The sequence below is a fragment of the Streptomyces sp. NPDC016845 genome (assembly GCF_044332585.1).
Lineage (GTDB): Bacteria > Actinomycetota > Actinomycetes > Streptomycetales > Streptomycetaceae > Streptomyces.
In genome coordinates this window covers 147,834-173,672 of the sequence record NZ_JBIRPI010000019.1, presented here as the reverse complement: position 1 = coordinate 173,672, position 25,839 = coordinate 147,834, and the positions used below count along the sequence as shown (strand labels likewise).

Below are 25,839 nucleotides of genomic sequence, written 5' to 3'. Positions count from 1 at the left end.
CCCCTGGAGATGCGCACTGCGTGCGCTACCTCCAGGGGGAAGGCTGCGCGGAGCGCATGCCTTCAGGGGCGCGGGGAACTGCGCGACCAGCCCCCACCGGCCCGCAGCCCGCGACGCACCGTCCCGCCCCGCCCCGCCCCCGAAAACAGCGGAGCGCCTCAGCTCTTGTGGAACGCCGCCGCCTGGCCGACCTGGTAGTCCCCGGCCGGCTGCTGCGTGATCACGTTCAAGCGGTTGAACGCGTTGATGCTGGCGATGAGGCAGGCCAGGGCGCCGAGCTGGTCCTCGTCGTAGTGCTTGGCGGCGTTCGCCCAGGCCTCGTCCGTGACGCCGCCGGCGCCGTCGGCGAGGCGGGTGCCCTGCTCGGTGACCTCGAGGGCGGCGCGCTCCGCGTCGGTGAAGACGGTGGCCTCGCGCCAGGCCGCGACGAGGTTGAGCCGCAGCGACGTCTCCCCGGCGGCCGCGGCCTCCTTGGTGTGCATGTCGAGACAGCCCGAGCAGCCGTTGATCTGGCTGGCGCGGATCTTCACCAGCTCCTGGGTCGCGGCCGGCAGGCCCGAGTCCGTGAGGGTCATGCCCGCCGCGACGAGGCGCTTCACGAACCCCATGGCCGACTTGCTGGCGAACATGTTGAGACGAGCTTCCATGACGGGCTCCCTGTGCCGGGGTGAGTGCTGCTGCTTCCACCGACCGGACGGATGGGGCGGGCCCGTTCGTGACATGGACCGGGGCGATCCGGGTGTGACCTACGCCTCGTAGCCCTCGATGAGTTCACGCGAGCGCTTCACGTCGTTCGCGATGGCCTCGATGAGCTCCTCCAGGGAGTCGAACTTCGCCATGCCGCGTACGTAGGCCAGGAAGTCCACGGCCACGTGCAGGCCGTACAGGTCGAGCCCGGTGCGGTCGATGGCGTACGCCTCGACGGTGCGCTCGGCGCCGTCGAACTGGGGGTTGGTGCCGACGGAGATCGCGGCGGGCATGGCCTCGCCGTCGGTGTGCAGCCACCCGGCGTAGACGCCGTCCGCGGGGATCGCCGTGTGCGGCAGGGTCTCGACGTTGGCGGTGGGGAAGCCGAGTTCGCGGCCGCGCTGCGCGCCGCGGACGACGACGCCCTCCACGCGGTGCGGGCGGCCGAGGATCTCGCGGGCCCCTTCGACATCGCCCTCGGCGACGAGGCGCCGGGTCAGCGTCGAGGAGAACGGCCGGCCGCCGCCCGCGGAGCCGCTGACGTACAGGTCGACGACCTCGACCTCGAAGTCGTAGGTACCGCCCTGCTCGGCCAGGAAGTCGACCGTGCCCGCGGCCTTGTGGCCGAAGCGGAAGTTGGGGCCCTCGACGACCACGCGCGCGTGCAGCTTGTCGACGAGGACCTTCGCGACGAACTCGGCGGGCGACAGCTTCGAGAACTCGGTGGTGAACGGGAGGATCAGCACGGCGTCGACGCCGAGCTCGGCCATCAGCTCGGCGCGCCGGTGGTGGGGCGCGAGCAGCGGGGGGTGCGAGCCGGGGCGCACGACCTCGCTCGGGTGCGGGTCGAAGGTGACGACGACCGCGGGAAGCCCCAGCTCACGGGCGCGCTCCACGGCCCGGCCGATGATCAGCTGGTGCCCGCGGTGCACCCCGTCGTAGGAGCCGATGGTGACGACGCTGCGCCCCCAGTCCTGGGGGATGTCCGCCAAGCCACGCCAGCGCTGCACGGTGATTGCTCCTCGCAAAACTGTGTACGACGAATCCGTCCCTGCGATCCCGGCGGTCCTGGCGCTCTGCCCGTCCCGTGCCGAATACGCAGGTCTAAGAGTGCCATGCCGACCGCCCGCGTCTCTCATCGGGCGGGTTCGGGCGGGGGCGGGGGCCGGGATGCGTCAAGTGTGCCGCAGTGCCGGCATCGGCACCGGCACCGGCGGGTCGGCCGCGAGCTCCCGCAGCGCCCGCTCCAGCCGTTCGGCGCGGGAGCGCGGGTCACGGACGAGCAGGGCCAGCGCGGCGCTGTGCAGGGCGGCGTCGGAAGGGCTGGCCAGGAGGTCGAGCGCGGCGCGGCGCAGCAGTGCCGCGTCGGGCTCGGCCGTGACCCGGGCGGCCGTCCTCAGCCCGTACGCCATCGCCGTCACATGCCGCTCGGGGCGTGTGTCGTGCGCCCAGCGGTCGACGGCCCGGCACAGCGCGGAGGGCTCCTCGTCGGCGAGGCCGGCGAGGAGTTCCCCGGCGCGTGGGTGCGCGGATTCGGCCAGGGCCTCCACGAGGTCGTCGACGGCTCCGTGCCGGTGCGTGTGCAGCAGCGCCTGCGCCGCCGTCGCCACGGTGGCGTCGGGGAGGGCGGGCAGCGGCCGGTCGTCGTCGAACCAGCGGATGAGGCGCCGCTGGGCCCGGCGCGGTTCGGCCGCGAGGAGTCCGGCGACCGTGTCGAGGTACCGGCCGCCCGGCTCCCGGCCGTCGTGCACGACCAGGCGCCGCAGCAGCTCGAAGCGGACGTCGTCGTCGACCGGCAGCGCGTCCCAGAACCAGGGGCCGAGCGCCCCGCGGTCGGCCAGCTCCTCGAGGACGGGCAGGCAGGCGGTCGCCTCACGCACGCGCGGCAGCACCGCGCCGAGCAGGTGCGCGGCCCACCAGCCGGCCTCCGCCGGGGCCGCGGACGGTTCGGCCCAGGCGCACAACTGTCCCAGCCGCCGTACCAGCTCCTCCGTGCCCTCCTGGCGCTCCACCAGCAACAGCGCCCGCACCACGGGGCCCGCCCGATGGCGCGGCACCGGCACCGAGCCGTCGCCGCGCCGCCGGAACACGAGCGCGTCGAGGGCCGCGTCCACGTCCAGGTGCATGCCCTGGAGCCAGTCGGCCAGCTCCTCGTGGGCGAAGCGGTAGCCGCCGCCCGCGGGGACGAGGACGCCTTCCGTGAGGACGGCGGACGCCCAGCCGGTCACCCCGTCCCGCGCGCCCCACGGGAACAGCTCCTCGAACGTGGCGCGGTCGAGGTCTCCCTGCCCGGGGCCGAGGCTGCGCCGCGCCGCCTCGTGCAGTCGTCCGGAGACCCGGGCGGCCAGGCGGCGTACCGCGTTCCCGCGTACGGGACCGCCGGCGGCGAGCCGTACGGCGACCCGCAGGCACAGCAGGTCGAGGTGGGCCGCGAACACCTCGTCGCGGTCCGGGCGCCCGGCCGCCCCCGCGGGCAGCGCCGCCCGCACCTCGGCGAGCAGCCGCAGCGCGAGCGGGTGCCCCGCGTCCTCGGGCGGCAGGGCGTCCTCGGGGACGCCGTACCGTTCGCGGGCCTCCCGCGCCTGTACGGGCGCCAGGCCGCCGAGGCGTACGCAGGCGGGCAGCAGCCCCGCGCGCCCGTGCAGCACGTCGGCGCCGAACAGCGGCCCGGCCTGTTCCCAGTACTCCGCGCGGCAGGCGATGACGAGCCGTGCTCCTGTCGCCGCCAGGCATTCCTGGGTCGCCCGGGACCACGCGGCGAGCCGGTGCGCGAGGACGGGCGGCATCTCCTCGGGCCCGTCGAGCAGCAGCACGAGCGGCTGTCCGGCCGCGCGGGCGGTCCCGGCGACGCGCCCGAGGGTCAGCTGCCCCAGTGCGCCGGGCTCCGCCCCGATGGACGCCGCGACGATGCGGCCCGCCCGCTCCAGGGCTCGGGCCACGGCGTTGTCCACCGAGGTGTCGGCGCCCGCCAGGTCGGCGCCGCGCAGCCACAGGGTCGGTGCGGCATGAGCGCCCCCGGCCCGCCGCGCGGCGAACGCCGCCAGCTCCGTCGTACGGCCGGACCCGGGGGCGCCGACGAGCGCGAGGACGGACGCGCCGCCCGATGCGAACTCCGCCAGCTCTCCTGCCACGTCCGGGCGTTCGACCGGGTCGACCGGCGGGCGTCCCGGCCCGTCGCTCCCCACCGAGACCGCCGTCAGCTGCAGGACCCCGGCCAGATTGAGTTCGGCCCCGTACGCGGGGACCGTGGCGTCGGCGTGGGCCAGGAGCTGCGCGAGCCGTGGCTCGGCGGCGGCGGCCGTGCGCAGCGGTACCGCGAGCCCCGCCGCCGGGTGCCCGGCGTCCGGGGCGGTGGCGAGGACGGCGACGACCGCGCCGGTGGCGGCGTCGAGGACGGGCCCGCCCGCGCCGCCGCCGCCGGGGCGCAGCGCGTCGGCCCCGGCGGTCCCCACGGCCAGCTCCATGGCGCCGCGCAGCAGATGGCAGCGGCCGGCGACGGTGTAGGTGGCGTCAACGTGGCCGAGGATCCGCGCCTCGCGCCAGCCGCCCGCGGCGATCCGCAGATACGTCCCGGGGTCCCTGCGCGGGTCCGCCCCGACGGGCAGCGGCGCCACCCCGAGCCCTTCGGTGCGCACCAGCGCCAGATCCACCGCGGGCAGCTCGACGACCGATGCCGGGTCCACCGCCCACGTGGCCCCGTCCGGCGCGTGGACCACCACACCCCCGCCCCCGGCCACCGCCTCGTGGCTGGTGACGACGGTCCCGTCGGCGTCCGCGACGAACCCCGTCCCGCGGGGCCGCCCGGCCGGGTCACAGATCCGTACCAGAGGCGGATCCACCATGCCGCGCCCCTCCTGCCGCCTACCGTTACGCCCCGTATGTCCTGCACGGTAGGCGCGCGGTGATCAGCTGGACAGGACGCGGAGCGAACGCGCCCCCTTGCACTCCCCCGAATCACTCCGAGCGCCTGCTCGAAGGGGTGAACCGATGGGCGCGGTGGATGGACCCTGTGAAGGGGAGCAAGGGGGAACGTGGAGCGGCGGCCACCCGGGAACCGGACGACCGCCGCTCCACGCGACACCACCTGTGCGCGAGCCGCTCAGCCGAACACGGCGAGGCTCTTGGCCTTGCCCTTCACCTCTTCGACGAGGGCGAGGAAGCGCCCGGCCGCGTCGTACACGCCGACCGGCCCCCGGCCCGCGTACTCCTCGGGCATGTCCAGACGCACGCCGTTGAGCAGCAGCTTCGCGCGGCGCTCGTCGACGTCCCAGCGGGGGAACGCGGCAGTGGCGGCGTCGGCCACCGGCAGCACGGACAGCTCCTGCTGGTGCTGGTCGAGGGTGTGCGCCGCATCCAGCTTGTACGGGCCCACGCGGGTGCGGCGCAGCGCGGTCAGGTGCCCGCCGACGCCGAGGCCGGCGCCCAGGTCGCGGGCGAGCGCCCGGATGTAGGTGCCGGAGGAGCAGACCACGGAGACGACCAGGTCCAGGACGGGGGTCCCGTCCTCGGCGACCGCGTCCCGGATGTCGTAGACCGTGAACGACGAGACCGTGACCGGGCGCGCCGGGATCTCGAAGTCCTCGCCGTCCCGGGCCCGCTTGTAGCTGCGTACGCCGTTGATCTTGATGGCGCTGACCTTCGACGGCACCTGCATGATGGCGCCGGTCAGCTTGGCGACGCCCGCGTCGATCGCCTCGCGCCGGACCCCGGAGGCGTCGGTGGACGAGGTCAGCTCGCCCTCGGCGTCGTCGGTGAGGGTGTTCTGGCCCAGGCGGATGGTGCCCAGGTACTCCTTCTCGGTCAGCGCGAGGTGGCCGAGGAGCTTGGTGGCGCGCTCGACGCCGAGCACGAGCACGCCGGTCGCCATCGGGTCGAGGGTGCCCGCGTGGCCGACGCGGCGGGTCCTGGCGATCCCGCGCATCTTGGCCACGACGTCGTGCGAAGTGAAGCCCGACGGCTTGTCGACGATGACAAGGCCGTCGGGCGGAGGGGTGCGGTCGGACATGCTCAGGCGTCGCCGTCCGTGTCATCGTCGTCGGAGGCGTCGTCGGCCTCCGGCTTGCGGTACGGGTCGGCGCCGCCGGCGAACGTGGCGCCCGCGGACGTCTCGCGCACCTTCTCGTCGGACTGCCGCGCCCGGTTGAGGAGGTCCTCGATCGTCTTGGCGTTGTCCGGCAGGGCGTCCGCGACGAAGGTCAGGGTCGGCGTGAACTTCACCCCGGCCGCCGCCCCGACCGCGGACCGCAGGACGCCCTTGGCGCTCTCCAGCCCGGCGGCCGCCTCGGCGCGCTCCTCGTCGTCCCCGTACACGGTGTAGAAGACGGTCGCTTCCCGCAGGTCACCCGTGACGCGGGTGTCCGTGATGGTGACGTGGGTGCCGAGCCGCGGGTCCTTGATGCCGCGCTGCAGCTTCTTGGCCACCACCTCTCGGATGAGGTCCGCCAGCCTCTTGGCGCGCGCGTTGTCGGCCACTGGTCCGTCTCCTTAGTAACTGTCTCGCTTGTTGCTTCAGTCTTCGTCGCTGTGGAGCCTGCGTCGAACCGAGAGCAGTTCCACCTCGGGCCGTCCGGCGACCAGCCGCTCGCAGCGGTCCAGTACGTCGGAGAGGTGTCCCGTGTCCCCGGAGACCACCGCGAGCCCGATCTCGGCCCTGCGGTGGAGGTCCTGGTTCCCCGTCTCCGCCGCACTCACCGCGTACTTGCGCTGGAGCTCGGCCACGATCGGGCGGACCAGGGAGCGTTTCTCCTTCAGCGAGTGGACGTCGCCGAGGAGCAGGTCGAAGGACAGAGTCCCCACATACATGTGTGTCCGGATGTCCCGCCGGTTCGGGTTCGTATGGGCGTGGCTGACGCGACGCCCGATACAGGAACCGTACACGCAACGGCCGGGGCCGATCGACGGAAATAAGCTCCGCCGACCGGCCCCGAACCTGCTTGCCGCGTGGATCCGTGAGGATCAGGCGCGCGGCTTCTCGCGCATCTCGTACGTCGCGATGACGTCGTCGACCTTGATGTCGTTGAAGTTGCCGAGGTTGATACCGCCCTCGAACCCTTCGCGGATCTCGGTGACGTCGTCCTTGAAGCGACGCAGACCGGAGATGTTGAGGTTCTCCGCGATGACCTTGCCATCGCGAAGCAGGCGCGCCTTGGTGTTGCGCTTGACCTCGCCGGACCGGACGAGCACACCGGCGATGTTGCCCAGCTTGGACGACTTGAAGACCTCGCGGATCTCCGCCGTGCCGAGCTCGACCTCCTCGTACTCCGGCTTGAGCATGCCCTTGAGGGCCGCCTCGATCTCCTCGATGGCCTGGTAGATCACCGAGTAGTACCGGACGTCGACACCCTCGCGCTCCGCCATCTGCTGCGCACGGCCGGCTGCCCGGACGTTGAAGCCGATGACGATGGCGTCGGAGCCGGTCGCCAGGTTGATGTCGGACTCGGTGACCGCACCCACACCGCGGTGCAGGACGCGGATGTCGACCTCTTCACCGACGTCGAGCTGGAGCAGCGAGGACTCGAGAGCCTCCACCGAACCGGACGCGTCGCCCTTGATGATGAGGTTGAGCTCCTGCACCAGACCGGCCTTGAGGGCCTCGTCCAGGTTCTCCAGGGAGAACCGGACGCCGCGGCGCGCGAAGTTGGCGTTGCGCTCGCGGGCGGCACGCTTCTCGGCGATCTGACGGGCCGTACGGTCCTCGTCGACCACCAGGAAGTTGTCGCCGGCGCCCGGGACGTTGGTGAGACCGAGCACGAGGACGGGGGTCGAGGGACCCGCTTCCTCGACGTTGTTCCCGTTGTCGTCGAGCATGGCGCGGACACGGCCGTAGGCGTCGCCGACCACCATCGTGTCGCCGATGCGCAGCGTGCCTCGCTGGACCAGGACCGTCGAGACGGCACCGCGGCCCTTGTCGAGGTGCGACTCGATCGCAATACCCTGCGCGTCCTGCTCCGGGTTGGCCCGCAGGTCGAGCGAGGCGTCCGCGGTCAGGACCACGGCCTCGAGCAGGGAGTCGATGTTCAGACCCTGCTTGGCGGAGATGTCGACGAACATGGTGTCGCCGCCGTACTCCTCGGCCACGAGGCCGTACTCGGTCAGCTGACCGCGCACCTTGGTCGGGTCGGCACCCTCGACGTCGATCTTGTTGACCGCGACGACGATCGGGACCTCGGCGGCCTTGGCGTGGTTCAGCGCCTCGACCGTCTGCGGCATGACGCCGTCGTTGGCCGCGACCACGAGGATCGCGATGTCGGTCGACTTCGCACCACGGGCACGCATGGCGGTGAAGGCCTCGTGACCGGGGGTGTCGATGAAGGTGATCCTGCGCTCCTCCTCGTTCACCTCCGTCGTGACCTGGTACGCACCGATGTGCTGCGTGATGCCGCCGGCCTCGCCCGCGATGACGTTCGTCTTGCGGATGGTGTCGAGCAGGCGGGTCTTACCGTGGTCGACGTGGCCCATGACGGTGACGACCGGCGGACGCGAGACGAGCATCTCCTCGCCGCCCTCGTCCTCGCCGAACTCGATGTCGAAGGACTCGAGCAGCTCGCGGTCCTCCTCCTCGGGGCTGACGATCTCGAGGACGAAGTTCATCTCGTCCGCGAGGAGCTTCAGCGTCTCGTCGGAGACGGACTGCGTGGCAGTGACCATCTCGCCGAGGTTCATCATCACGCCGACGAGCGACGCCGGGTTGGCGTTGATCTTCTCGGCGAAGTCGGTGAGCGAGGCACCGCGCGACAGGCGGACGGTCTGTCCGTTGCCGCGAGGCAGCATGACGCCGCCGACCGACGGGGCCTGCATGGCCTCGTACTCCTGGCGCCTCTGCCGCTTCGACTTGCGACCGCGACGGGCGGGCCCGCCGGGACGGCCGAACGCACCCTGCGTGCCACCACGGGCACCGGGGCCACCGGGACGGCCACCGAAGCCGGGACGGCCACCGCCGCCACCGGGACGACCGGCGAAACCGCCGCCACCGCCACCGGGACCGCCGGGACGACCGGCGAAGCCGCCGCCGCCACCGCCACCGGGACGACCGGCGAAGCCGCCGCCACCGGGACGACCGCCGCCGCCACCCGGACGACCGCCGCCGCCGGGACCACGGCCACCGCCGGGGCCACCACCGGGACGCGGGCCCGCGGCAGGACGCTGCGGCATCATGCCCGGGTTCGGACGGTTGCCACCGGGGCCGCCGCCGGGACGCGGACCGGCCGCGCCGCCCTGCGGACGAGGCATGCCGCCCGGGGTCGGACGGGCGCCGCCCTGGCCCTGCGGACGGGGACCACCCTGGCCGCCGCCCTGCGGACGCGGACCGCCCGGGGCGCCCTGGCCACCGGGACGGGGCGCGCCGCCCGGACGGGGCGCCTGCGGGCGCGCCATGCCGGTGGAGCCACCAGAGGTGAAGGGGTTGTTGCCCGGACGGGGACCCGCGGGACGGGCACCACCGGGACGGGGCGCGCCGCCCTGACCGCCCTGGCGCGGGGCGCCCTGACGGTCGCCGCCGCGCTCGCCGCGCTCACCGCGGTTGTCGCGGCCCTGGCCGCCCTGGCCCTGGCCGGGCGCCGGACGGGCGCCGGGCTTGGGGGCACCGGGACGGGCGCCGGGACGCGGGCCGCTCTGCGCCGGGGCCGACGAAGCGGCCGGGGCGGCGGGAGCCGCGGGAGGCGCCGTGAACTCGGGCGCGGCCGGAGCCGGCGAAGCGGGCTTGGGAGCCGGCTTCGGGCCGGGGCGCGGACCCGGGGACGCGGGGGACGCCGCGGGGGCTGCCGGAGCGGCCGGAGCCTGCTCGGCGGCGGCCGGCTTCGGGGCCGGCGGACGCGGCGCGGCAGGCTTGGCGGCCTGCGCGGGCGAGGGGGTGGGACGCGGCGCCGCGGGCTTCGCGGGCGCCTTCTTCGCGGCGGGCTTGCCGCCGTTGCCCTGCTGGAGGGCGTCAGTCAATTTGCGTACTACCGGCGCCTCGATCGTCGAGGACGCAGAACGTACGAATTCACCGAGTTCTTGGAGCTTGGCCATGACGACCTTGCTCTCTACGCCGAACTCCTTGGCGAGTTCGTATACCCGGACCTTAGCCACTTCGCTCCTTTTAGGTCCGGGTTACGCCGGACCGTCGCTACTTCATGGGCGTACTCATCGCGTGCTCATCGAGTGCTCATCGCAATCTCGACCTACTTCCAACTCGCGGGGTACCAGGGCCGCACAGGGGCTCCGTGCGGCGCTTCTTACGGTGTTGCCTGCTCGACTCGGTGGCGCAGCGCCTCCGTGTCGAACGGTCCAGCGGCTTTGTACGCCCGCTGGAACGCCCGGCGGCGGACCGCCAGGTCGAGACAGACCAGGGCGGGGTGCACATAGGCACCCCGGCCGGGCAGCGTACCGCGATCATCGGGGACACACCGGCCCTCGATCACCACGATCCGCAGCAGATCGCTCTTGGCCGCTCGCTCCCGGCATCCCACACAGGTTCGCTCAGGGCATGCGCGGGCATGCGTCCGGCCAGACACGGTTAAGTCTACCTCCCCGTACCGACCTCACCCCTTCCGGGGCAAGAATCGAACGGCTGTTTCTTGTCACAGGCGGCGTCATCCACTGACGTCACATGCTGTCGTGATCCAAGCGCGGAGCGCCAGGTTTTATTCCGCGCCCTGCTCGGTGTCGGGGCGGATGTCGATGCGCCAGCCGGTGAGCCGGGCCGCGAGACGGGCGTTCTGCCCCTCCTTGCCGATGGCGAGGGAGAGCTGGTAGTCGGGGACCGTCACGCGCGCGGAGCGGGCACCGAGGTCGACGATCTCGACCTTGGAGACCCGGGCCGGGGAGAGCGCGTTGGCGACCATCTCCGCCGGGTCGTCCGACCAGTCGACGATGTCGATCTTCTCGCCGTTCAGCTCGCCCATCACGTTGCGCACGCGGCCGCCCATCGGGCCGATGCAGGCGCCCTTGGCGTTGAGCCCGCTGCGCGTCGAACGCACGGCGATCTTCGTACGGTGGCCGGCCTCGCGGGCGATGGCCGAGATCTCGACGGAGCCGTCGGCGATCTCCGGCACCTCCAGGGCGAAGAGCTTCTTCACCAGGCTGGGGTGCGTACGCGACAGCGTCACGGACGGGCCGCGCACACCCTTCGCGACGCGGACGACGTACGAGCGCAGGCGCATGCCGTGCTGGTACTCCTCGCCCGGCACCTGCTCCTGCACCGGCAGGATCGCTTCCAGCTTGCCGATGTCGACCAGGACGTTCTTCGGGTCGCGGCCCTGCTGGACCACGCCCATCACGATGTCGCCCTCGCGCCCCGCGTACTCGCCGAGCGTCGCGTCGTCCTGGGCGTCGCGCAGCCGCTGCAGGATGACCTGCTTGGCGGTGGTCGCGGCGATCCGGCCGAAGTCGGACGGGGTGTCGTCGAACTCCTTGGCCTCCTGGCCCTCTTCGAGGTCCGCCGGGTCCTCCGTCGCCCACACCGTGACGTGGCCGCTCTCGCGGTCCAGCTTCACGCGCGCGCGGCGGAAGCTGCCGTCGGTGCGGTGGTAGGCGATGAGGAGGGCCGACTCGATCGCCTCGACCAGCAGATCGAAGGAGATCTCCTTCTCCCGGACCAGACCCCGCAGGGCACTCATGTCGATGTCCACGGCTACGCCTCCTCTGCTTCTGATGCGTCGTTCTTGTTCTTGCGGTTGAACTCGACCTGGACCCGCGCCTTGGCGATGTCACCGAAGCCGAGCCGTCGGGCGGTGGCCTTGCGGCCCTTCACGCCCGGTACTTCGAGGTCGAGGCCGTCGTCGTCGACCTCGAGAACGCGCGCCACCAGCTCGGACTCGTCGGTGAGCTGGAACCTGACGAGGCGGTCCGTCGCGCGGACGTAGTGGCGGTGCTCGGTGAGGGCGCGCTCGGCGCCCGGTGTCCCGACCTCCAGCTCGTACTCGCCGTCGCCCATGGCGTCCGTCTCGTCGAGCTTCGCCGAGAGCGCGCGGCTCACATCGGCGACCTTGTCGAGGTCGGCCCCTTCGAAGGAGTCGACGACGACGCGCAGCACCCGCTTGCGTCCTACCGAGGCGATCTCGATCTCTTCGAGGTCGAGCCCCTGTGAGCTGACGAGCGGTTCCAGTAGTTCCCGCAGCCTCTCGTTCTGGGTCGTGCTCATCCGGGTGACTCCTCGGCCGCGTGTGCTGTTGTGGTGTGTCGGCATTCCATGCGCGTCAGGTCAAAGGGTATCCGGTCCAGGGGGGTGTTGCGGTCCACCGGGCGGGGGGCGACGGTACGGTGATCACCGGCCACGCCGTCCCGGTCGTGCCCGAACCGCCGCCAGTCTGCCGAGGACGACCGCCCGTGCCGCTCATCACGCAGGCCCCACGGGGGCCACGCCGCAGGACCCTGCTCACCTCCCTCGCCGGGGCCGCGCTCCTGACCGGCTGTTCGAGCGGCGGAGACGACGGCGCCCAGGGCGCCCCCTCCGTCTCGCAGGAGAAGCGGGTACGCGCGCGTGCGGCCCGGGAGAGCGCCGACCTCCTCGGCCAGTACGACCAGGCGCTCGCCGCCCACCCCTCGCTCGCGGCGCGGCTCGGCCCGCTGCGCGCGGAGGTCGAGCGGCACGTCCAGGCGTTCGGCGGCGCCGCGAAGCCCAAGGCTCTCAAGCCCTCCGCCACCACTCCCCCGGTCGCCGAGAAGGACGTACTGAAGGCGCTCGCGGCGGCCGAGCGGGCGCTGTCGGACCGCCGGATGACGGCGCTCGCCGACTCCGGCACACCCGCCGAACAGGCGCGGCTGCTCGCCTCGGTGGCGGCGGCCGGGGCCGGGCACGCGTACCTGCTGACGGAAGGCTGACGGGGATGAGCGACACGGAGAGCGACAAGGATCTGCTCGCGGCGGTGCAGGCGGCCCTGCGCGCCGAGCACGCGGCGGTGTACGGGTACGGGGTCGTCGGCGGCCGGATCCGCGAGGGCCGGCGCACGGAGGCGCGGGCCGCGTACGACGCGCACCGCGCGCGCAGGGACGAGCTGCGGCGCACCGTACGGGACCTGGACGGCACGCCCGAGGAGTCCGCGGGCGCGTACGCGCTGCCGTTCCCGGTGCCTGACGCGGCCGGGGCGGCCCGGCTCGCCGCCGACATCGAGGACAAGGTCGCCGGGGCCTACTCGGACCTCGTCCGCGCGGCGAGCGGCCGGCGGCGCAGGGCCGCGGCGGACGCGCTGCGCGAGGCGGCGGTCCGTGCGGTGCGCTGGCGCGGCGGGAGCGTAGCCTTCCCTGGGCTCGCCGAACGGGCCGCGGTGCCCTCCGCGTCCCCCTCGGCGGCGCCCCGTACGTAAGCGGTCGCTGCACTTCAGCGGCCGGGCAGTCGGTGTGGAAGGGATCTCTCGCGCATGGCTTTCGAACCTCCGCAGCGGCTGGTGAACGCGCTCGGCGAGGTGCGCGACGACGGGGCGACGGCCTGGCTCGGCCGGGTCGAGGCCCTGCTGGCCGAGGCCGCGGCCCGGCGTGAGGTGACCGTCGAGCGGGTGCATCTGCCCGGCGGGCGCAGCAGTATGGTCGCCCAGGTCCGTACGGCGGACGGTTCGCCCGCGGTACTGAAGCTGGCCCCGGAGCGGTTCCGGCCCGAGGCGGAGCGCGCGGCGCTGACCCAGTGGGACGGCTTCGGCGCGGTACGCCTCCTGGACCCCGGGTTCACCGACGGGGCGCTGCTCCTGGAGCGGCTGCACCCCGAGGTCTCCGTACGGACGCTGCCGGAGGCGAAGGCGCTCCTGGAGGCGGCGGGGACGCTGCGCCGCCTGTGGACGGAGCCGCCGGCCGGGCGCAACTGCGAGACGGTGCCCGAGCGCACGGGCCGCCAGGCGACGGCGATGCAGGCGGGCGTGGCCGCGTTCCCCGAGGTCGCGCCGCTGGTGGAAGCGGCGCTGGAGGCCCGCGCGGGGCTGGTGGAGGAGCCGCCCGAGGTGCGGCTCCTCCACGGTACGTTCCGGCAGTCCAAGGTGCTGTCCGGGGAGCGGATGCCGTGGCTGGCCATCGGGCCGGACCCGGTCGTCGGCGAGCGGGCCTTCGATCTGGCGCGGCTCGTGCGCGACCGCGTCGAGGACCTGATCGGCTCGCCGTCGGGGCCCGCGATCACGCGCCGCCGGGTGAAGCGTCTCGCCGAGTCGTTGGACGTGGACCAGGAGCGGCTGCGCGGCTGGACGCTGTTCCGGGCGGTGGAGTCCGGGGTGCGGGCGCTGCGCGTGGGGCGTGAGCGGGACGGGGAGAACCTGTTGGAGTTCGCGGGCTGGCTCTGAGACTTTCCGGCATGCGACGGCGCCCCGGACCTGAGGGTCCGGGGCGCCGTCGTGTCGCTCGTGCTTACGCGGTGAGGCGGGCGACGGCCTCCTCGACCGTCAGCTCCTCGCGCTCGCCGGTGCGGCGGTCCTTCAGCTCCACGACGCCGTCGGCGCTGCGGCGGCCCGCGACCAGGATCTTCGGCACGCCGATCAGCTCGGAGTCGGTGAACTTCACGCCGGGCGAGATGCCGGGACGGTCGTCGACCAGGACGCGGACACCGGCGGCGGCCAGCTTGTCGGAGACCTCCAGAGCCAGCTCCGTCTGGAGCGCCTTGCCCGCCGCGACGACGTGGACGTCGGCCGGGGCGATCTCTTCGGGCCAGATGAGGCCCTTGTCGTCGGCGTGCTGCTCGGCGAGGGCGGCGACGGCGCGCGAGACGCCGATGCCGTAGGAGCCCATGGTGACGCGGACCGGCTTGCCGTTCTGGCCGAGCACGTCGAGCTGGAAGGCGTCGGCGTACTTGCGGCCGAGCTGGAAGATGTGGCCGATCTCGATGGCGCGGTCGAGCTTGAGGCCCGTACCGCAGTTGGGGCAGGGGTCGCCCTCCTGCACCACGACGACGTCGACGTACTCGGAGACCTCGAAGTCACGGCCCGCGACGACGTTCTTCGCGTGGACGCCGGACTTGTTGGCGCCGGTGATCCAGGCGGTGCCGGGGGCGACGCGGGGGTCGGCGAGGTAGGTGACCTTCTCCAGGCCCTGCGGGCCGACGTAGCCGCGGACGAGGTCGTCGCGGCCCTCGAAGTCCTCGGCCGTGACGAGCTCGACGGCGGCCGGGGAGAAGTGCGCCTCGACCTTGTCCATGTCGACCTCGCGGTCGCCGGGGACGCCGACGGCGACGATCTCGCCGTCCACCTTGACCAGGAGGTTCTTGAGCGTGGCCGACGCCGGGACGTCGAGGTGCGCGGCGAGCGTCTCGATGGTCGGGGTGTCGGGCGTGGGGATCTCTTCGAGCGCGGGCGCGTCGGTGGCGTCGACCGGCTTCAGCGGATACGTGACGGCCTCGGTGTTGGCCGCGTAGTCGCAGTGCGGGCAGTCGGCGAAGGTGTCCTCACCGGCGCCGGCCGGGGCGAGGAACTCCTCGGACTTCGAGCCGCCCATGGCGCCCGCGGTGGCGGCGCAGATGCGGTAGTCGAGGCCGAGGCGCTCGAAGATGCGCTGGTAGGCGGCGCGGTGCAGGGCGTAGGACTCGGCGAGGCCCTCGTCGGTCAGATCGAAGGAGTACGAGTCCTTCATCTGGAACTCGCGGCCGCGCAGGATGCCGGCGCGGGGGCGCGCCTCGTCGCGGTACTTCGTCTGGATCTGGTAGAGGATCACCGGCAGGTCCTTGTAGGACGTGCACTGGTCCTTGACCAGCTGGGTGAAGATCTCCTCGTGCGTCGGGCCGAGGAGGTAGTCGCCGCCCTTGCGGTCGTTGAGACGGAACAGCTCGGCGCCGTACTCCGTCCAGCGGCCGGTCGCCTCGTAGGGCTCCTTGGGCAGGAGGGCGGGGAGAAGGACCTCCTGGGCGCCGATGGCGTCCATCTCCTCGCGGACGACGCGCTCCACGTTGGCGTAGACCCTGCGGCCGAGCGGCAGCCAGGACCAGACACCGGCGGCGGTGCGGCGCACGAAACCGGCGCGGACCAGGAGCTTGTGGCTCAGCACCTCGGCGTCCGCCGGGTCGTCGCGCAGTGTCTTCACCATCAACCGGGACATGCGCTGGACCTGGACCTTGGCCATGATTCTTGACTCCTGCGACGAAAGGGTTGTGCCCAGGAGGTTAGCCGGGCGGGTGGCGCCGCCGGAAATCGGTTCCGGTACGGCCCCGGTGTTCAGCGGCGCAGCGGCAGCGGGGCGCCCATCACCGCGTACGGCCTCGGGGCGCTCGGGAAGAGGACCTGGCGGGCGAGGTCGTCGTAGCCGAGGGAGTGGTAGAGGCCGCGGGCCGGGCTGTCGAAGTCGATCGCGGAGAGGATCGAGCGGGGCTCGGTGGCGCCGTCGGTGATGGTGGTGATGAGGCGGCGGCCGACGCCGCGGTTCTGGTAGCCGGGGTGCACATGCAGCTCGGTGATGACGAAGGAGTCGTCGAGCCACTGGTCGTGGCCGCGGGCGCGCAGGTAGGGCTCGACGACCGTGGACCACCAGTGCGCGCGGTCGTTCGGCATGCCGTAGACGAAGCCGACCAGGCGGCCGGTCTCCGTGGTCGCGCCGAGCGCGCGGGCGCCCGCGTAGGTGATGTGGCGCAGCACGATCTGGCGGCGTACGGCGATCTCCTCGTCGCTCAGGCCGAACGCGTGCGCCTGGACGGCGAGCGCCTCGTCGACGCGGGCCTGCAGATCGAGGGGGCCGATGGTGACGGCGGTGTCGTCCGTACGGTTCCGGTGCGGCATGCCCGGAGGGTACCCCGGAGGGGCCTGGCCGGGGCGACAGCCCCGGGCGCTTCAGAACAGGACGCTCATGAACTCGCCGACCTCTTCGAACCCCACCCGGCGGTACGCGGCACGGGCCGGGGTGTTGAAGTCGTTGACGTAGAGGCTGACGACGGGGGCGACGTCGGCGAGGGCGTAGCGCAGGACGGCTGCCATGCCGGGGGCGGCGAGGCCGCGGCCGCGGTGCTCCGGGGCGACCCAGACGCCCTGGATCTGGCACGCCTGGTCGGTCGCGGCGCCGATCTCCGCCTTGAATATGACCCGGCCGCGTTCGTCGAGGCGGGCGAAGGAGCGGCCCGAGCCGACCAGTTCGGCGACCCGCGCCTGGTAGAGCAGGCCGCCGTCGCCGGCCATCGGGGAGACGCCGACCTCCTCCGTGAACATCGCCACGCACGCGGGCATGATCGCGTCCATCTCGTCCTTGCGGATCCTGCGGACGTACGGGTCCGGGGTGATGTCGGCGGGCATCCGGTCGGTCACCATGAGCGGCTGGTGAGGCCGGACGTCGCGGGCCGGGCCCCAGCTGTGCTCCAGGAGCCGCCACAGCAGGGCGGTCGGCTCCGCCGGGCCGACGATCGACGAGCAGCGGCGGCCCGCCCTGCGCGCCCGGTCGGCGAAGCCGCGTACGGCGCGGTCCGTCGCGCAGATCGGGACGAGGTTGGCGCCCGCGTAGCAGAGCGACTCCAGCATGCCGTCCTCGTACCAGCCCCACATCTCGCCGCCGAGCCGCCACGGGTCCAGGCCCGCGATGCGGACGCGGGCCGTCACGAAGGCGTTGGCGACGGGCTCGCGGTCGAGCACGGCGAGCGCGGCGTCCAGGTCACTCGGTTCGAGGACCCGGGTGGTGGTCTGAGTCAACACGGGCGGGGCCTACTTATGGGGCTGGAGGTGTGTTCGGCTGGGCTGCTGGCGGGGCCCTGGCCGGGGCTTCTGGTGTGGCTCTGATGTGGCTTCCGGTGGGGGCCGGTGATCTCCGCACTGTACCTGTCGGTGATTTGAGCCGCCTCTGCCTCGGCCGGGGCCCCGGGGGTGGCCCGCACCCGTGTGCCCGTTCGACGTCGTCCCACGCCTGCGAGTGCGCTGCGACCGGCCCTCGCGACGGCGGCGCCCGCCGCTCGCGCCCCTCGGGGCATCTGCCCCATGCGGACCTCTCGCGACCGCGGCGCCATCGTGGCCGCTCGCGCAGTTCCCCGCGCCCCTCGGGGGCGTCTGCCCCATGCGGACCTCTCGCGACCGCGCCACCATCGTGGCTGGTCGCGCAGTTCCCCGCGCCCCTCGGGGGCGTCTGCCCCATGCGGGCCTTTTGCGACCGCGGCGCCGTCGTGGTTGCTCGCGCCGTTCCTCGCGCCCCTCGGGGGCGTCTGCCCCATGCGGGCCTTTTGCGGCTGCGGCGCCGTCGTGGTTGCTCGCGCCGTTCCTCGCGCCTCTTGGGGCGTCTTCTTACGACTGCGGCGTCGGCTCGGGGAGGCGCTGTAGGCGGACCTGGCCCTGAGGTTGCGCACGGAGTGTGCATCTCAGGGGCGCGGGGAACGGCGCGAGCAACCACGACGAGAGCCGCGCCCATGAACCGGGAGGAATGCCGCACGCAGTGCGCATTCCAGGGGCGCGGGGAACTGCGCGACCGGCCACAACGAGAGCCGCGCCCGCCCGACGGGACGGACCCCGTGGACGAGCGCGCGCAAAGCCGAAGCGGCCCGAGCCGATGACAGCCCGGGACAGCCGCTGCCGGCCACCAGGAGGCCGGTGTCAGCCCGCGACGGCCACAGACGGCTCGCCGGAGGCCACCCCGTCCTTCTCCATCTGCTCGGCGATCTTCATCGCCTCCTCGATCAGCGTCTCCACGATCTTCGACTCGGGGACGGTCTTGATGACCTCACCCTTGACGAAGATCTGGCCCTTGCCGTTGCCCGAGGCGACACCCAGGTCCGCTTCGCGAGCCTCGCCCGGGCCGTTCACGACGCAGCCCATGACGGCCACGCGGAGGGGGACCTCCATGCCGTCCAGACCGGCGGTGACCTCCTCCGCCAGCTTGTAGACGTCCACCTGCGCGCGCCCGCAGGACGGGCAGGAGACGATCTCCAGGCGTCGCGGGCGCAGGCCCAGGGATTCGAGGATCTGGTTGCCGACCTTGATCTCCTCGACCGGCGGCGCCGAGAGCGAGACGCGGATCGTGTCGCCGATCCCCTCGGAGAGCAGCGCGCCGAAAGCGACGGCCGACTTGATGGTGCCCTGGAAGGCGGGGCCCGCCTCCGTCACGCCGAGGTGGAGCGGGTAGTCGCACTGCTCGGCGAGGAGCCGGTACGCGTTGACCATGACGACGGGGTCGTTGTGCTTGACCGAGATCTTGATGTCGCGGAAGTCGTGCTCCTCGAAGAGGGACGCCTCCCACAGGGCCGACTCGGCGAGCGCCTCGGGGGTCGCCTTGCCGTACTTCTGGAGCAGGCGCCGGTCGAGCGAGCCCGCGTTGACCCCGATGCGGATGGGGGTGCCGTGGTCGCGGGCCGCCTTGGCGATCTCCTTGACCTTGTCGTCGAACTGCTTGATGTTGCCCGGGTTGACCCGGACGGCCGCGCAGCCCGCCTCGATGGCGGCGAAGACGTACTTCGGCTGGAAGTGGATGTCGGCGATGACCGGGATCTGCGACTTCTTGGCGATGATCGGCAGCGCGTCGGCGTCGTCCTGCGTCGGGCAGGCGACGCGCACGATCTGGCAGCCGGAGGCAGTCAGCTCGGCGATCTGCTGGAGGGTGGCTCCGATGTCGGACGTACGCGTCGTCGTCATCGACTGCACGGAGACCGGGGCGTCACCGCCGACGGCGACCGTGCCGACCTGGATCTGCCGGCTCTTGCGCCGCTCGGCGAGCTTGAGCGGTACATCCGGCATGCCGAGTGAAATCGCAGTCATCTGCTGTGCAACCCCAAGGTATGGATCGAGGATCGAGTCCAGAGGCTTCCGAGATTACGTCACCGGCGCACGCCCGAGCACACTGCGCCCCGTACATCCACCCAAAGAGGGGCGGCCGGGCACATAGAGTGCCCGGCCGCCTCATGTCCCACGGGATCAGGAGATTTTCACCGGATTCACCACGTCCGCGATGAGGACGAGGATGGTGAAGCAGACGAAGATCCCGGCCACCACGTACGCGACGGGCATGAGCTTCGCCACATCGAAGGGGCCCGGGTCGGGGCGGCGGAAGACGCGGGCGAGGTTGCGCCGCAGCGCCTCCCACAGGGCGCCCGCGATGTGGCCGCCGTCGAGCGGGAGCAGCGGCAGCATGTTGAACAGGAACAGCGACAGGTTGAAGCCCGCCACCAGCATCAAGGACATCGCGACCTTCTGGGTCGCCGGGATGTCGAGCGCCGCGATGTCGCCGCCCACGCGGGCCGCGCCGACCACGCCCATCGGGGAGTCCTGGTCGCGCGGGCCGTCGCCGAACGCGGCGTCCCACAGGGCCGGGATCTTCGCCGGGAGGGCGATGATGGAGTCGACGGCGTCGCCGACCCGGTCGCCCATCCAGGTCACGGAGTCACCGAAGTCCTGGTGGACGACGCCGGTGGCGGCGGTGAAGCCGAGGAAGCCGGCCTGGACGTATCCGTCGGTGATCTGGCCGCTGGCGTCCTTCTTCGCGACCGTGTTGGTGGCGATCCTCGCGGTCAGCGTCTGTTGCTGTCCGTCGCGCTCGACGACGATCGGGACGGTCTTGCCGGCGCTCTCGCGGATCTTGTCGGACAGGACGTTCCACTTGTCCGTGGTGACCCCGTCGAAGGAGACGATCTTGTCCTTGGCCTTCAGGCCCGCGGCCGCGGCCGGGGACTCGGGGTCGGACGCCTTGCAGGTGTCACGCTGGGCGCTGGCCTGGATGACGCACTTCGAGACGGACTCGACCGCGGTCGTCTGCTGGGTGATGCCGAAGCCCATCAGGACCGTGAAGAACAGGCCGACCGCGAGGATCAGGTTCATGAACGGGCCCGCGAACATCACGATGACGCGCTTCCAGGGCTTGCGCGTGTAGAAGAGGCGGGTCTCGTCGCCGGGCCGCACCTCCTCGAAGGCGGCTTCGCGCGCGTCCTCGATCATCGAGCGGAACGGGGAGGTCGAGCGGGCCTCGATCCGGCCGTCCGCGCCGGGCGGGAACATGCCGATCATGCGGATGTAGCCGCCGAGCGGGATCGCCTTGACGCCGTACTCGGTCTCGCCCTTCTTCCTCGAGAAGAGGGTGGGTCCGAAGCCCACCATGTACTGCGGGACGCGGATGCCGAACATCTTCGCCGTCGACAGGTGGCCCAGCTCGTGCCAGGCGATGGAGATGAGCAGGCCCACCACGAAGACGAGTACACCGAGGATGATCATCAAGGTCGTCATGCACGAGCCTCCACGGCTGCCTCGTCCCGGTCGGTCAGTTCACGGGCCCGGGCGCGCGCCCAGGTCTCCGCTTCGAGGACGTCCGCGACGGTCAGGGAAGTTCCCGTGGCGGGTGTGCCGTGTTCCTCGACGACCCGGGTGACGGTCTCCATGATCCCGTTGAACGGCAGGGCGCCCTTCAGGAAGGCGTCCACGCACTCCTCGTTGGCGGCATTGAACACCGCCGGGGCCGTGCCCGCGAGCTGCCCGACGTGGCGGGCCAGGCCGACCGACGGGAACGCGTCGTTGTCGAGCGGGTGGAACTCCCAGCTCGACGCCTTCGTCCAGTCGAAGGCGGGCGCCGCGTCGGGGATCCGCTCGGGCCAGCCGAGGCCGATGGCGATGGGGCCGCGCATGTCGGGCGGGGTCGCCTGGAGGATCGAGGAGCCGTCGGTGTACTCGACCATGGAGTGCACGTAGGACTGCGGGTGGACGACGACCTCGATGCGGTCGAAGGGGATGTCGTAGAGCAGGTGCGCCTCGATGACCTCCAGACCCTTGTTGACGAGGGTCGCGGAGTTGACCGTGATGACCGGGCCCATCGCCCAGGTGGGGTGGGCGAGCGCGTCCTCGACGGTGACGTCCGCCAGCTCCGCCTTCGTTCGGCCGCGGAACGGGCCGCCGGACGCGGTGACGACGAGTTTGCGCACGTCGGCGCGGGTTCCGGCGGCCAGCGCCTGGAAGAGGGCGGCGTGCTCGGAGTCGACCGGGATGATCTGGCCCGGCTTGGCGAGCGCCTTGACCAGCGGGCCGCCGACGATCAGCGACTCCTTGTTGGCGAGGGCGAGGGTGCGGCCCGCTTCGAGGGCGGCGAGCGTCGGCGCGAGCCCGATCGATCCGGTGATGCCGTTCAGGACCGTGTGACAGTCGCCGCGTCCGGCGACCTCGGTGGCCGCGTCGGGCCCGGCGAGGATCTCGGGGAGCGGCTCCCCGGTCCCGTACCGCTTGGTCAGCGCCTCGCGCAGCGCGTCGACGACGTCCTCGCGGGCGACGGCGACGGTGCGTACGCGCAGCTGGTGTGCCTGCTCGGCGAGGAGGTCGACCCGGCCGCCCGCGGCGCTGAGGGCGGTGACGCGGAAGCGGTCCGGGTTGCGCAGCACGAGGTCGATGGCCTGTGTGCCGATCGATCCCGTCGAGCCGAGCACGGCGATGTCCCTGGGGGCGTCGCCGGGCGCGGGGTCGAAGACGAGGTGCGGATCGGCGAGCGGCGATGGGCTGTCGGTCATTGCCCTATTGTCGCCCCGCGTTCCTGTGACGTTGACAGGGTGTCCCCAGGATGCGCCCGTACGGCCGCCACCATGCCGCGTACGTAGAGGGCGGCGCCCGTGACCAGGACCGGGACCGAGGCCGCGAGGGCGTGTCCCGTCGCGCACGAGGCCCCTGGTGTCGTGGTGACGGATCGCCGGACTGTACCGGCGCATCCGTCACACGCGACACGGGAGTACCCGGGGAGTACCCGGGAAGTACCCGTCAGCGGATCGGACGGTGGACGTTCTCCCGCTTCGTCGGGCCGGGGGCCGCGTCGGCGATCCACGGGCCTTCGCCACTGGGGTCGACGACACCGCTCTCCAGCCAGGTGTACGTACCGCCGAGGACGCCCTTGACGACCTTGCGGTCCAGGTCGTCGGTGTTGGTCCACAGGCGTTCGAAGAGTTCGTCGGCGCGGACGCGGGCCTGGTGGCAGAAGGCGTCGGCGAGCTGGTAGGCCTCGCGGCCGTGGCCCTCGGTGGTGCGCAGGAGTTCGGCGCGGACGCACGCCGCGCTCATGGCGAACAGTTCGGCGCCGATGTCGACGATGCGTCCCAGGAAGCCCTGCTTGGTCTCCATGCGGCCCTGCCAGCGGGACATGGCGTAGAAGGTGGAGCGGGCGAGCTTGCGGGCGGAGCGTTCGACGTAGCGCAGGTGCGTGGAGAGGTCCGGGTGGCCCTCGGGGTGGAACTCGGCGTACGAGCGCGGGAGTTGACCCGGACCCGCGACGAGCTTCGGCAGCCACTTGGCGTAGAAGCCGCCCGCCTTCGCGCCCGCCTTCGCCTTGTCGGTGAGGGACTTCTCCGGGTCGATCAGGTCGCCGGCCACGGAGAGGTGCGCGTCGACGGCCTCGCGGGCGATCAGCAGGTGCATGATCTCCGTCGAGCCCTCGAAGATGCGGTTGATGCGCAGATCGCGCAGGACCTGTTCGGCGGGGACGGCGCGTTCGCCGCGCGCCGCGAGGGACTCGGCCGTCTCGAAGCCGCGCCCGCCGCGGATCTGGACTAGTTCGTCGGCCATCAGGCAGGCCATCTCGGAGCCGTACAGCTTGGCGAGGGCGGCTTCGATGCGGATGTCGTTGCGGTCCTCGTCGGCCATCTGGGAGGAGAGGTCGAGGACCGCCTCCAGGGCGAAGGTGGTGGCGGCGATGAAGGAGATCTTCGCGCCGACCGCCTCGTGGAACGCGACCGGTTTGCCCCACTGTTCACGCGCCGCCGACCACTCACGGGCGATCTTCAGGCACCATTTCCCGGCGCCGACGCACATCGCGGGCAGCGACAGGCGCCCGGTGTTGAGCGTGGTGAGGGCGATCTTCAGCCCCGCGCCCTCGGGCCCTATCCGGTTGGCGGCCGGAACCCGTACCTGGTGGAAGCGGGTGACCCCGTTCTCCAGGCCGCGCAGCCCCATGAAGGCGTTGCGGTTCTCGACGGTGACGCCCTCGGCGGCGGCCTCGACGACGAACGCGGTGATGCCGCCCCGGTGCCCCTCGGACTTCGGGACGCGCGCCATGACGACGAGGAGGTCCGCGACGACGCCGTTCGTGGTCCACAGCTTGACGCCGTCGAGGACGTAGTCGTCGCCGTCGGGCACGGCGGTGGTGGCGAGGCGCGCGGGGTCGGAGCCGACGTCGGGCTCGGTGAGCAGGAACGCGCTGATGTCCGTGCGCGCGCAGCGCGGCAGGAACGCCTCCTTCTGCTCCTGGGTGCCGAACATCTTCAGCGGCTGCGGTACGCCGATCGACTGATGCGCCGAGAGCAGGGCGCCGATCGCCGGGTTCGCGGAGCCGACCAGGGCGAGCGCCTTGTTGTAGTACACCTGCGTCAGGCCGAGACCGCCGTACGCCGTGTCGATCTTCATGCCGAACGCGCCGAGCTCCTTGAGCCCGTTGATCGTCTCGTCCGGGATCTTCGCCTCGCGCTCGATACGGGCCGCGTCGATCTTCGTCTCGCAGAAGTCCCTGAGCTGGGCGAGGAACGCCTCGCCGCGCCGTGCGTCCGCGTCGGCCGGGAGCGGGTGCGGATGGATGAGGCCGAGCCGGAACCGGCCGAGGAACAGCTCCTTGGCGAAGCTGGGCTTGCGCCAGTCCTGTTCGCGGGCGGCCTCGGCGACCTGCCGCGCCTCCCGTTCGGAGACCTTGGCCCGGGGCTGTGGTGTTGCGGACATGAGGTTCACCTCGCCGCGCGTCGGGGGCACCGGGCCGGTCCGTTACCGGCTGGTGCTACTGGATCGTATGTACCCGATCCGGTCCAGGTCGGCCAGCCCTCGCGCGGCGTGGAACGGCCCGAGCCCCCGCACAGCGGGCTCGGGCCGTTCCAAGTGGATCGTCCTTACAGCGCGAGGCCGGTCAGGACGAGGACGCGCTCGTAGGTGTAGTCGTCCATCGCGTAGCGGACGCCCTCGCGGCCGACGCCGGACTGCTTGGCGCCGCCGTACGGCATCTGGTCGGCGCGGTAGGACGGGGCGTCGCCGATGACGACGCCGCCGACCTCGAGGGCGCGGTGGGCGCGGAACGCGGCCTGGAGGTCGTGCGTGAAGACGCCGGCCTGGAGGCCGTACTTGGAGTCGTTGACGGCGGCGAACGCTTCGTCCTCGCCGTTGACCTTCGTGACGGTCAGGACCGGCCCGAAGACCTCCTCGCAGGAGATCTTCACGTTCTCCGGTACGTCGGTCAGGACGGTCGGCGCGTAGCTTGCGCCGTCGCGCTTGCCGCCCGCGAGGAGGGCCGCGCCGGCGTCCACGGCCTCGCTCACCCATGCTTCTACGCGCTTGGCGGCGTCCTCGCTCACGAGCGGGCCCACGTCCGTGGCGTCGTCGGCCGGGTCTCCGGTGACCTGCGCCTCGACGGCGGCGACGATCTTCGGGAGCAGCCGGTCGTACACGGCGGCGTCCGCGATGACCCGCTGCACGGAGATGCAGGACTGGCCGCCCTGGTAGTTGGAGAAGGTGGCGATGCGGCCCGCCGCCCAGTCGAGGTCCGCCTCGGAGGCGTAGTCGGCGAGGACGACCGCCGCGCCGTTGCCGCCCAGTTCGAGCGTGCAGTGCTTGCGCGGGACGCTGTCCATGATCGCGTAACCGACGGGTCCTGAGCCGGTGAAGGAGATGACCGGGAGGCGCTCGTCCTGGACGAGGGCGGGCATCCGGTCGTTCGGGACCGGCAGCACCGACCAGGATCCCGCGGGCAGGTCCGTCTCGGCGAGCAGTTCGCCGAGGAGCAGGGAGGAGAGCGGGGTCGCCGGGGCGGGCTTGAGGATGATCGGGGCGCCGACCGCGATGGCCGGGGCGACCTTGTGGGCGCTCAGGTTGAGCGGGAAGTTGAACGGCGCGATGCCGAGGACGACGCCCTTGGGGATACGGCGGGTCAGGGCGAGGCGGCCCGTGCCGCCCTGGTCGGTGTCGAGGCGCTGGGCGTCACCGCTGTTCCAGCGCCGGGCCTCCTCGGCCGCGAACCGGAACACGCTGACCGCGCGGCCCACTTCGCCCCTGGCCCACTTGATCGGCTTGCCGTTCTCCGCGGAGATCAGCCGCGCGATCTCCTCCGTCCGCTCGGCGAGCCGGTCGGCGACGTGGTTCAGCGCCTTGGCGCGGACGTGGGCCGGGGTCGCGGCGAACTCCTCGCGGATCGCGTGCGCGGCGTTCACGGCCTCCTCGACCTGGGCCTGCGTCGGGACGCTGACGGTGCCGACGAGCCGCCCGTCGTAGGAGTTGGTGACGTCGAAGGCGGCGTCCCCGGTGGCCTGGCGGCCGGCGAGCCAGAAGGGGGTGTGGGCGGCGGTCATGTCGTGTACCGGCCTTTCGCGATGCGAGGGTTTCC

At 72.4% G+C, this 25,839-nt stretch carries 21 protein-coding genes; 3 read left to right on the top strand and 18 right to left on the bottom strand.

The window, feature by feature from the left end; genetic code table 11:
- Nucleotides 1–158: 158 nt before the first annotated feature.
- From ACH4RC_RS32580 to rimP, 10 genes are all read right to left on the bottom strand, one after another.
- A complete protein-coding gene (locus ACH4RC_RS32580) occupies nt 159–647 on the bottom strand; it encodes a carboxymuconolactone decarboxylase family protein (RefSeq protein WP_398207276.1) in 489 nt (162 codons plus the stop codon).
- Nucleotides 648–746: 99 nt separating this feature from the next.
- Nucleotides 747–1,697: a bifunctional riboflavin kinase/FAD synthetase gene (locus tag ACH4RC_RS32575; RefSeq protein ID WP_398207274.1), complete on the bottom strand. Its 951-nt coding sequence runs from the start codon at nt 1,695–1,697 to the stop codon at nt 747–749.
- Between the two features lie 165 nt (nt 1,698–1,862).
- Nucleotides 1,863–4,529, bottom strand: a complete 2,667-nt coding sequence (locus tag ACH4RC_RS32570; protein ID WP_398207273.1) for a trypsin-like peptidase domain-containing protein — start codon at nt 4,527–4,529, stop codon at nt 1,863–1,865.
- A gap of 257 nt (nt 4,530–4,786) precedes the next feature.
- On the bottom strand, nt 4,787–5,692 hold the full coding sequence (gene truB / locus ACH4RC_RS32565; RefSeq protein WP_398207272.1) for a tRNA pseudouridine(55) synthase TruB: 906 nt from the start codon (nt 5,690–5,692) through the stop codon (nt 4,787–4,789).
- A gap of 2 nt (nt 5,693–5,694) precedes the next feature.
- Nucleotides 5,695–6,159 carry a 30S ribosome-binding factor RbfA gene (gene rbfA / locus ACH4RC_RS32560; protein WP_398207270.1) on the bottom strand — a complete coding sequence of 155 codons (465 nt, stop codon included), beginning with the start codon at nt 6,157–6,159 and terminating at the stop codon, nt 5,695–5,697.
- A 36-nt stretch (nt 6,160–6,195) separates the two neighbouring features.
- On the bottom strand, nt 6,196–6,489 hold the full coding sequence (locus ACH4RC_RS32555) for a DUF503 domain-containing protein (RefSeq protein ID WP_037626190.1): 294 nt from the start codon (nt 6,487–6,489) through the stop codon (nt 6,196–6,198).
- Nucleotides 6,490–6,642: 153 nt separating this feature from the next.
- On the bottom strand, nt 6,643–9,753 hold the full coding sequence (gene infB, locus ACH4RC_RS32550) for a translation initiation factor IF-2 (RefSeq protein WP_398207268.1): 3,111 nt from the start codon (nt 9,751–9,753) through the stop codon (nt 6,643–6,645).
- 146 nt (nt 9,754–9,899) lie between these two features.
- Nucleotides 9,900–10,178 (bottom strand): YlxR family protein, encoded by a 279-nt coding sequence (locus ACH4RC_RS32545; RefSeq protein WP_398207266.1) that lies wholly within the window; start codon nt 10,176–10,178, stop codon nt 9,900–9,902.
- Between the two features lie 129 nt (nt 10,179–10,307).
- A complete protein-coding gene (gene nusA, locus ACH4RC_RS32540; RefSeq protein WP_398207264.1) occupies nt 10,308–11,294 on the bottom strand; it encodes a transcription termination factor NusA in 987 nt (328 codons plus the stop codon).
- 2 nt (nt 11,295–11,296) lie between these two features.
- Nucleotides 11,297–11,806, bottom strand: a complete 510-nt coding sequence (gene rimP, locus ACH4RC_RS32535; RefSeq protein WP_398207262.1) for a ribosome maturation factor RimP — start codon at nt 11,804–11,806, stop codon at nt 11,297–11,299.
- A gap of 185 nt (nt 11,807–11,991) precedes the next feature.
- Between rimP and ACH4RC_RS32530 the strand changes: the two genes are divergently transcribed.
- Genes ACH4RC_RS32530 through ACH4RC_RS32520 form a run of 3 tightly spaced genes read left to right on the top strand, consistent with a single transcriptional unit; the run spans nt 11,992 to nt 13,925 of the window.
- Complete coding sequence (locus ACH4RC_RS32530) at nt 11,992–12,486, top strand: hypothetical protein (protein WP_398207261.1); 495 nt, start codon at nt 11,992–11,994, stop codon at nt 12,484–12,486.
- Nucleotides 12,487–12,491: 5 nt separating this feature from the next.
- Entirely contained in the window at nt 12,492–12,968 is a 477-nt protein-coding gene (locus ACH4RC_RS32525; protein ID WP_398207259.1) for a ferritin-like domain-containing protein, read from the top strand.
- 54 nt (nt 12,969–13,022) lie between these two features.
- Entirely contained in the window at nt 13,023–13,925 is a 903-nt protein-coding gene (locus tag ACH4RC_RS32520) for an aminoglycoside phosphotransferase family protein (protein ID WP_398207257.1), read from the top strand.
- A gap of 64 nt (nt 13,926–13,989) precedes the next feature.
- Here ACH4RC_RS32520 and ACH4RC_RS32515 read toward each other — a convergent pair whose 3' ends face one another.
- From ACH4RC_RS32515 to ACH4RC_RS32480, 8 genes are all read right to left on the bottom strand, one after another.
- Nucleotides 13,990–15,690: a proline--tRNA ligase gene (locus ACH4RC_RS32515; RefSeq protein ID WP_398207255.1), complete on the bottom strand. Its 1,701-nt coding sequence runs from the start codon at nt 15,688–15,690 to the stop codon at nt 13,990–13,992.
- A 92-nt stretch (nt 15,691–15,782) separates the two neighbouring features.
- Nucleotides 15,783–16,340, bottom strand: coding sequence for a GNAT family N-acetyltransferase (locus ACH4RC_RS32510; protein WP_398207253.1), 558 nt, complete (start codon nt 16,338–16,340; stop codon nt 15,783–15,785).
- Nucleotides 16,341–16,391: 51 nt separating this feature from the next.
- Complete coding sequence (locus ACH4RC_RS32505; RefSeq protein ID WP_398207252.1) at nt 16,392–17,240, bottom strand: GNAT family N-acetyltransferase; 849 nt, start codon at nt 17,238–17,240, stop codon at nt 16,392–16,394.
- Between the two features lie 885 nt (nt 17,241–18,125).
- A complete protein-coding gene (gene ispG / locus ACH4RC_RS32500; protein ID WP_398207250.1) occupies nt 18,126–19,283 on the bottom strand; it encodes a flavodoxin-dependent (E)-4-hydroxy-3-methylbut-2-enyl-diphosphate synthase in 1,158 nt (385 codons plus the stop codon).
- A gap of 156 nt (nt 19,284–19,439) precedes the next feature.
- Nucleotides 19,440–20,741 (bottom strand): M50 family metallopeptidase, encoded by a 1,302-nt coding sequence (locus ACH4RC_RS32495; protein WP_398207248.1) that lies wholly within the window; start codon nt 20,739–20,741, stop codon nt 19,440–19,442.
- Complete coding sequence (gene dxr, locus ACH4RC_RS32490) at nt 20,738–22,006, bottom strand: 1-deoxy-D-xylulose-5-phosphate reductoisomerase (protein WP_398207246.1); 1,269 nt, start codon at nt 22,004–22,006, stop codon at nt 20,738–20,740. Before dxr ends, ACH4RC_RS32495 begins: the two co-directional genes overlap by 4 nt.
- 244 nt (nt 22,007–22,250) lie before the next feature.
- A complete protein-coding gene (locus ACH4RC_RS32485; RefSeq protein WP_398207244.1) occupies nt 22,251–24,191 on the bottom strand; it encodes an acyl-CoA dehydrogenase family protein in 1,941 nt (646 codons plus the stop codon).
- A gap of 164 nt (nt 24,192–24,355) precedes the next feature.
- On the bottom strand, nt 24,356–25,804 hold the full coding sequence (locus ACH4RC_RS32480; RefSeq protein ID WP_398207242.1) for an aldehyde dehydrogenase family protein: 1,449 nt from the start codon (nt 25,802–25,804) through the stop codon (nt 24,356–24,358).
- Nucleotides 25,805–25,839 lie beyond the last annotated feature (35 nt).

Coding starts and splice junctions, on each gene's coding strand:
- ACH4RC_RS32485 (WP_398207244.1), bottom strand. CDS start 24,191: ATGTCCGCAACACCACAGCCCCGGGCCAAGGTCTCCGAACGGGAGGCG.
- ACH4RC_RS32570 (WP_398207273.1), bottom strand. CDS start 4,529: ATGGTGGATCCGCCTCTGGTACGGATCTGTGACCCGGCCGGGCGGCCC.
- ACH4RC_RS32555 (WP_037626190.1), bottom strand. CDS start 6,489: ATGTATGTGGGGACTCTGTCCTTCGACCTGCTCCTCGGCGACGTCCAC.
- rimP (WP_398207262.1), bottom strand. CDS start 11,806: ATGAGCACGACCCAGAACGAGAGGCTGCGGGAACTACTGGAACCGCTC.
- dxr (WP_398207246.1), bottom strand. CDS start 22,006: ATGACCGACAGCCCATCGCCGCTCGCCGATCCGCACCTCGTCTTCGAC.
- ispG (WP_398207250.1), bottom strand. CDS start 19,283: ATGACTGCGATTTCACTCGGCATGCCGGATGTACCGCTCAAGCTCGCC.
- truB (WP_398207272.1), bottom strand. CDS start 5,692: ATGTCCGACCGCACCCCTCCGCCCGACGGCCTTGTCATCGTCGACAAG.
- ACH4RC_RS32510 (WP_398207253.1), bottom strand. CDS start 16,340: ATGCCGCACCGGAACCGTACGGACGACACCGCCGTCACCATCGGCCCC.
- ACH4RC_RS32515 (WP_398207255.1), bottom strand. CDS start 15,690: ATGGCCAAGGTCCAGGTCCAGCGCATGTCCCGGTTGATGGTGAAGACA.
- ACH4RC_RS32525 (WP_398207259.1), top strand. CDS start 12,492: ATGAGCGACACGGAGAGCGACAAGGATCTGCTCGCGGCGGTGCAGGCG.
- ACH4RC_RS32495 (WP_398207248.1), bottom strand. CDS start 20,741: ATGACGACCTTGATGATCATCCTCGGTGTACTCGTCTTCGTGGTGGGC.
- ACH4RC_RS32580 (WP_398207276.1), bottom strand. CDS start 647: ATGGAAGCTCGTCTCAACATGTTCGCCAGCAAGTCGGCCATGGGGTTC.
- ACH4RC_RS32480 (WP_398207242.1), bottom strand. CDS start 25,804: ATGACCGCCGCCCACACCCCCTTCTGGCTCGCCGGCCGCCAGGCCACC.
- ACH4RC_RS32520 (WP_398207257.1), top strand. CDS start 13,023: ATGGCTTTCGAACCTCCGCAGCGGCTGGTGAACGCGCTCGGCGAGGTG.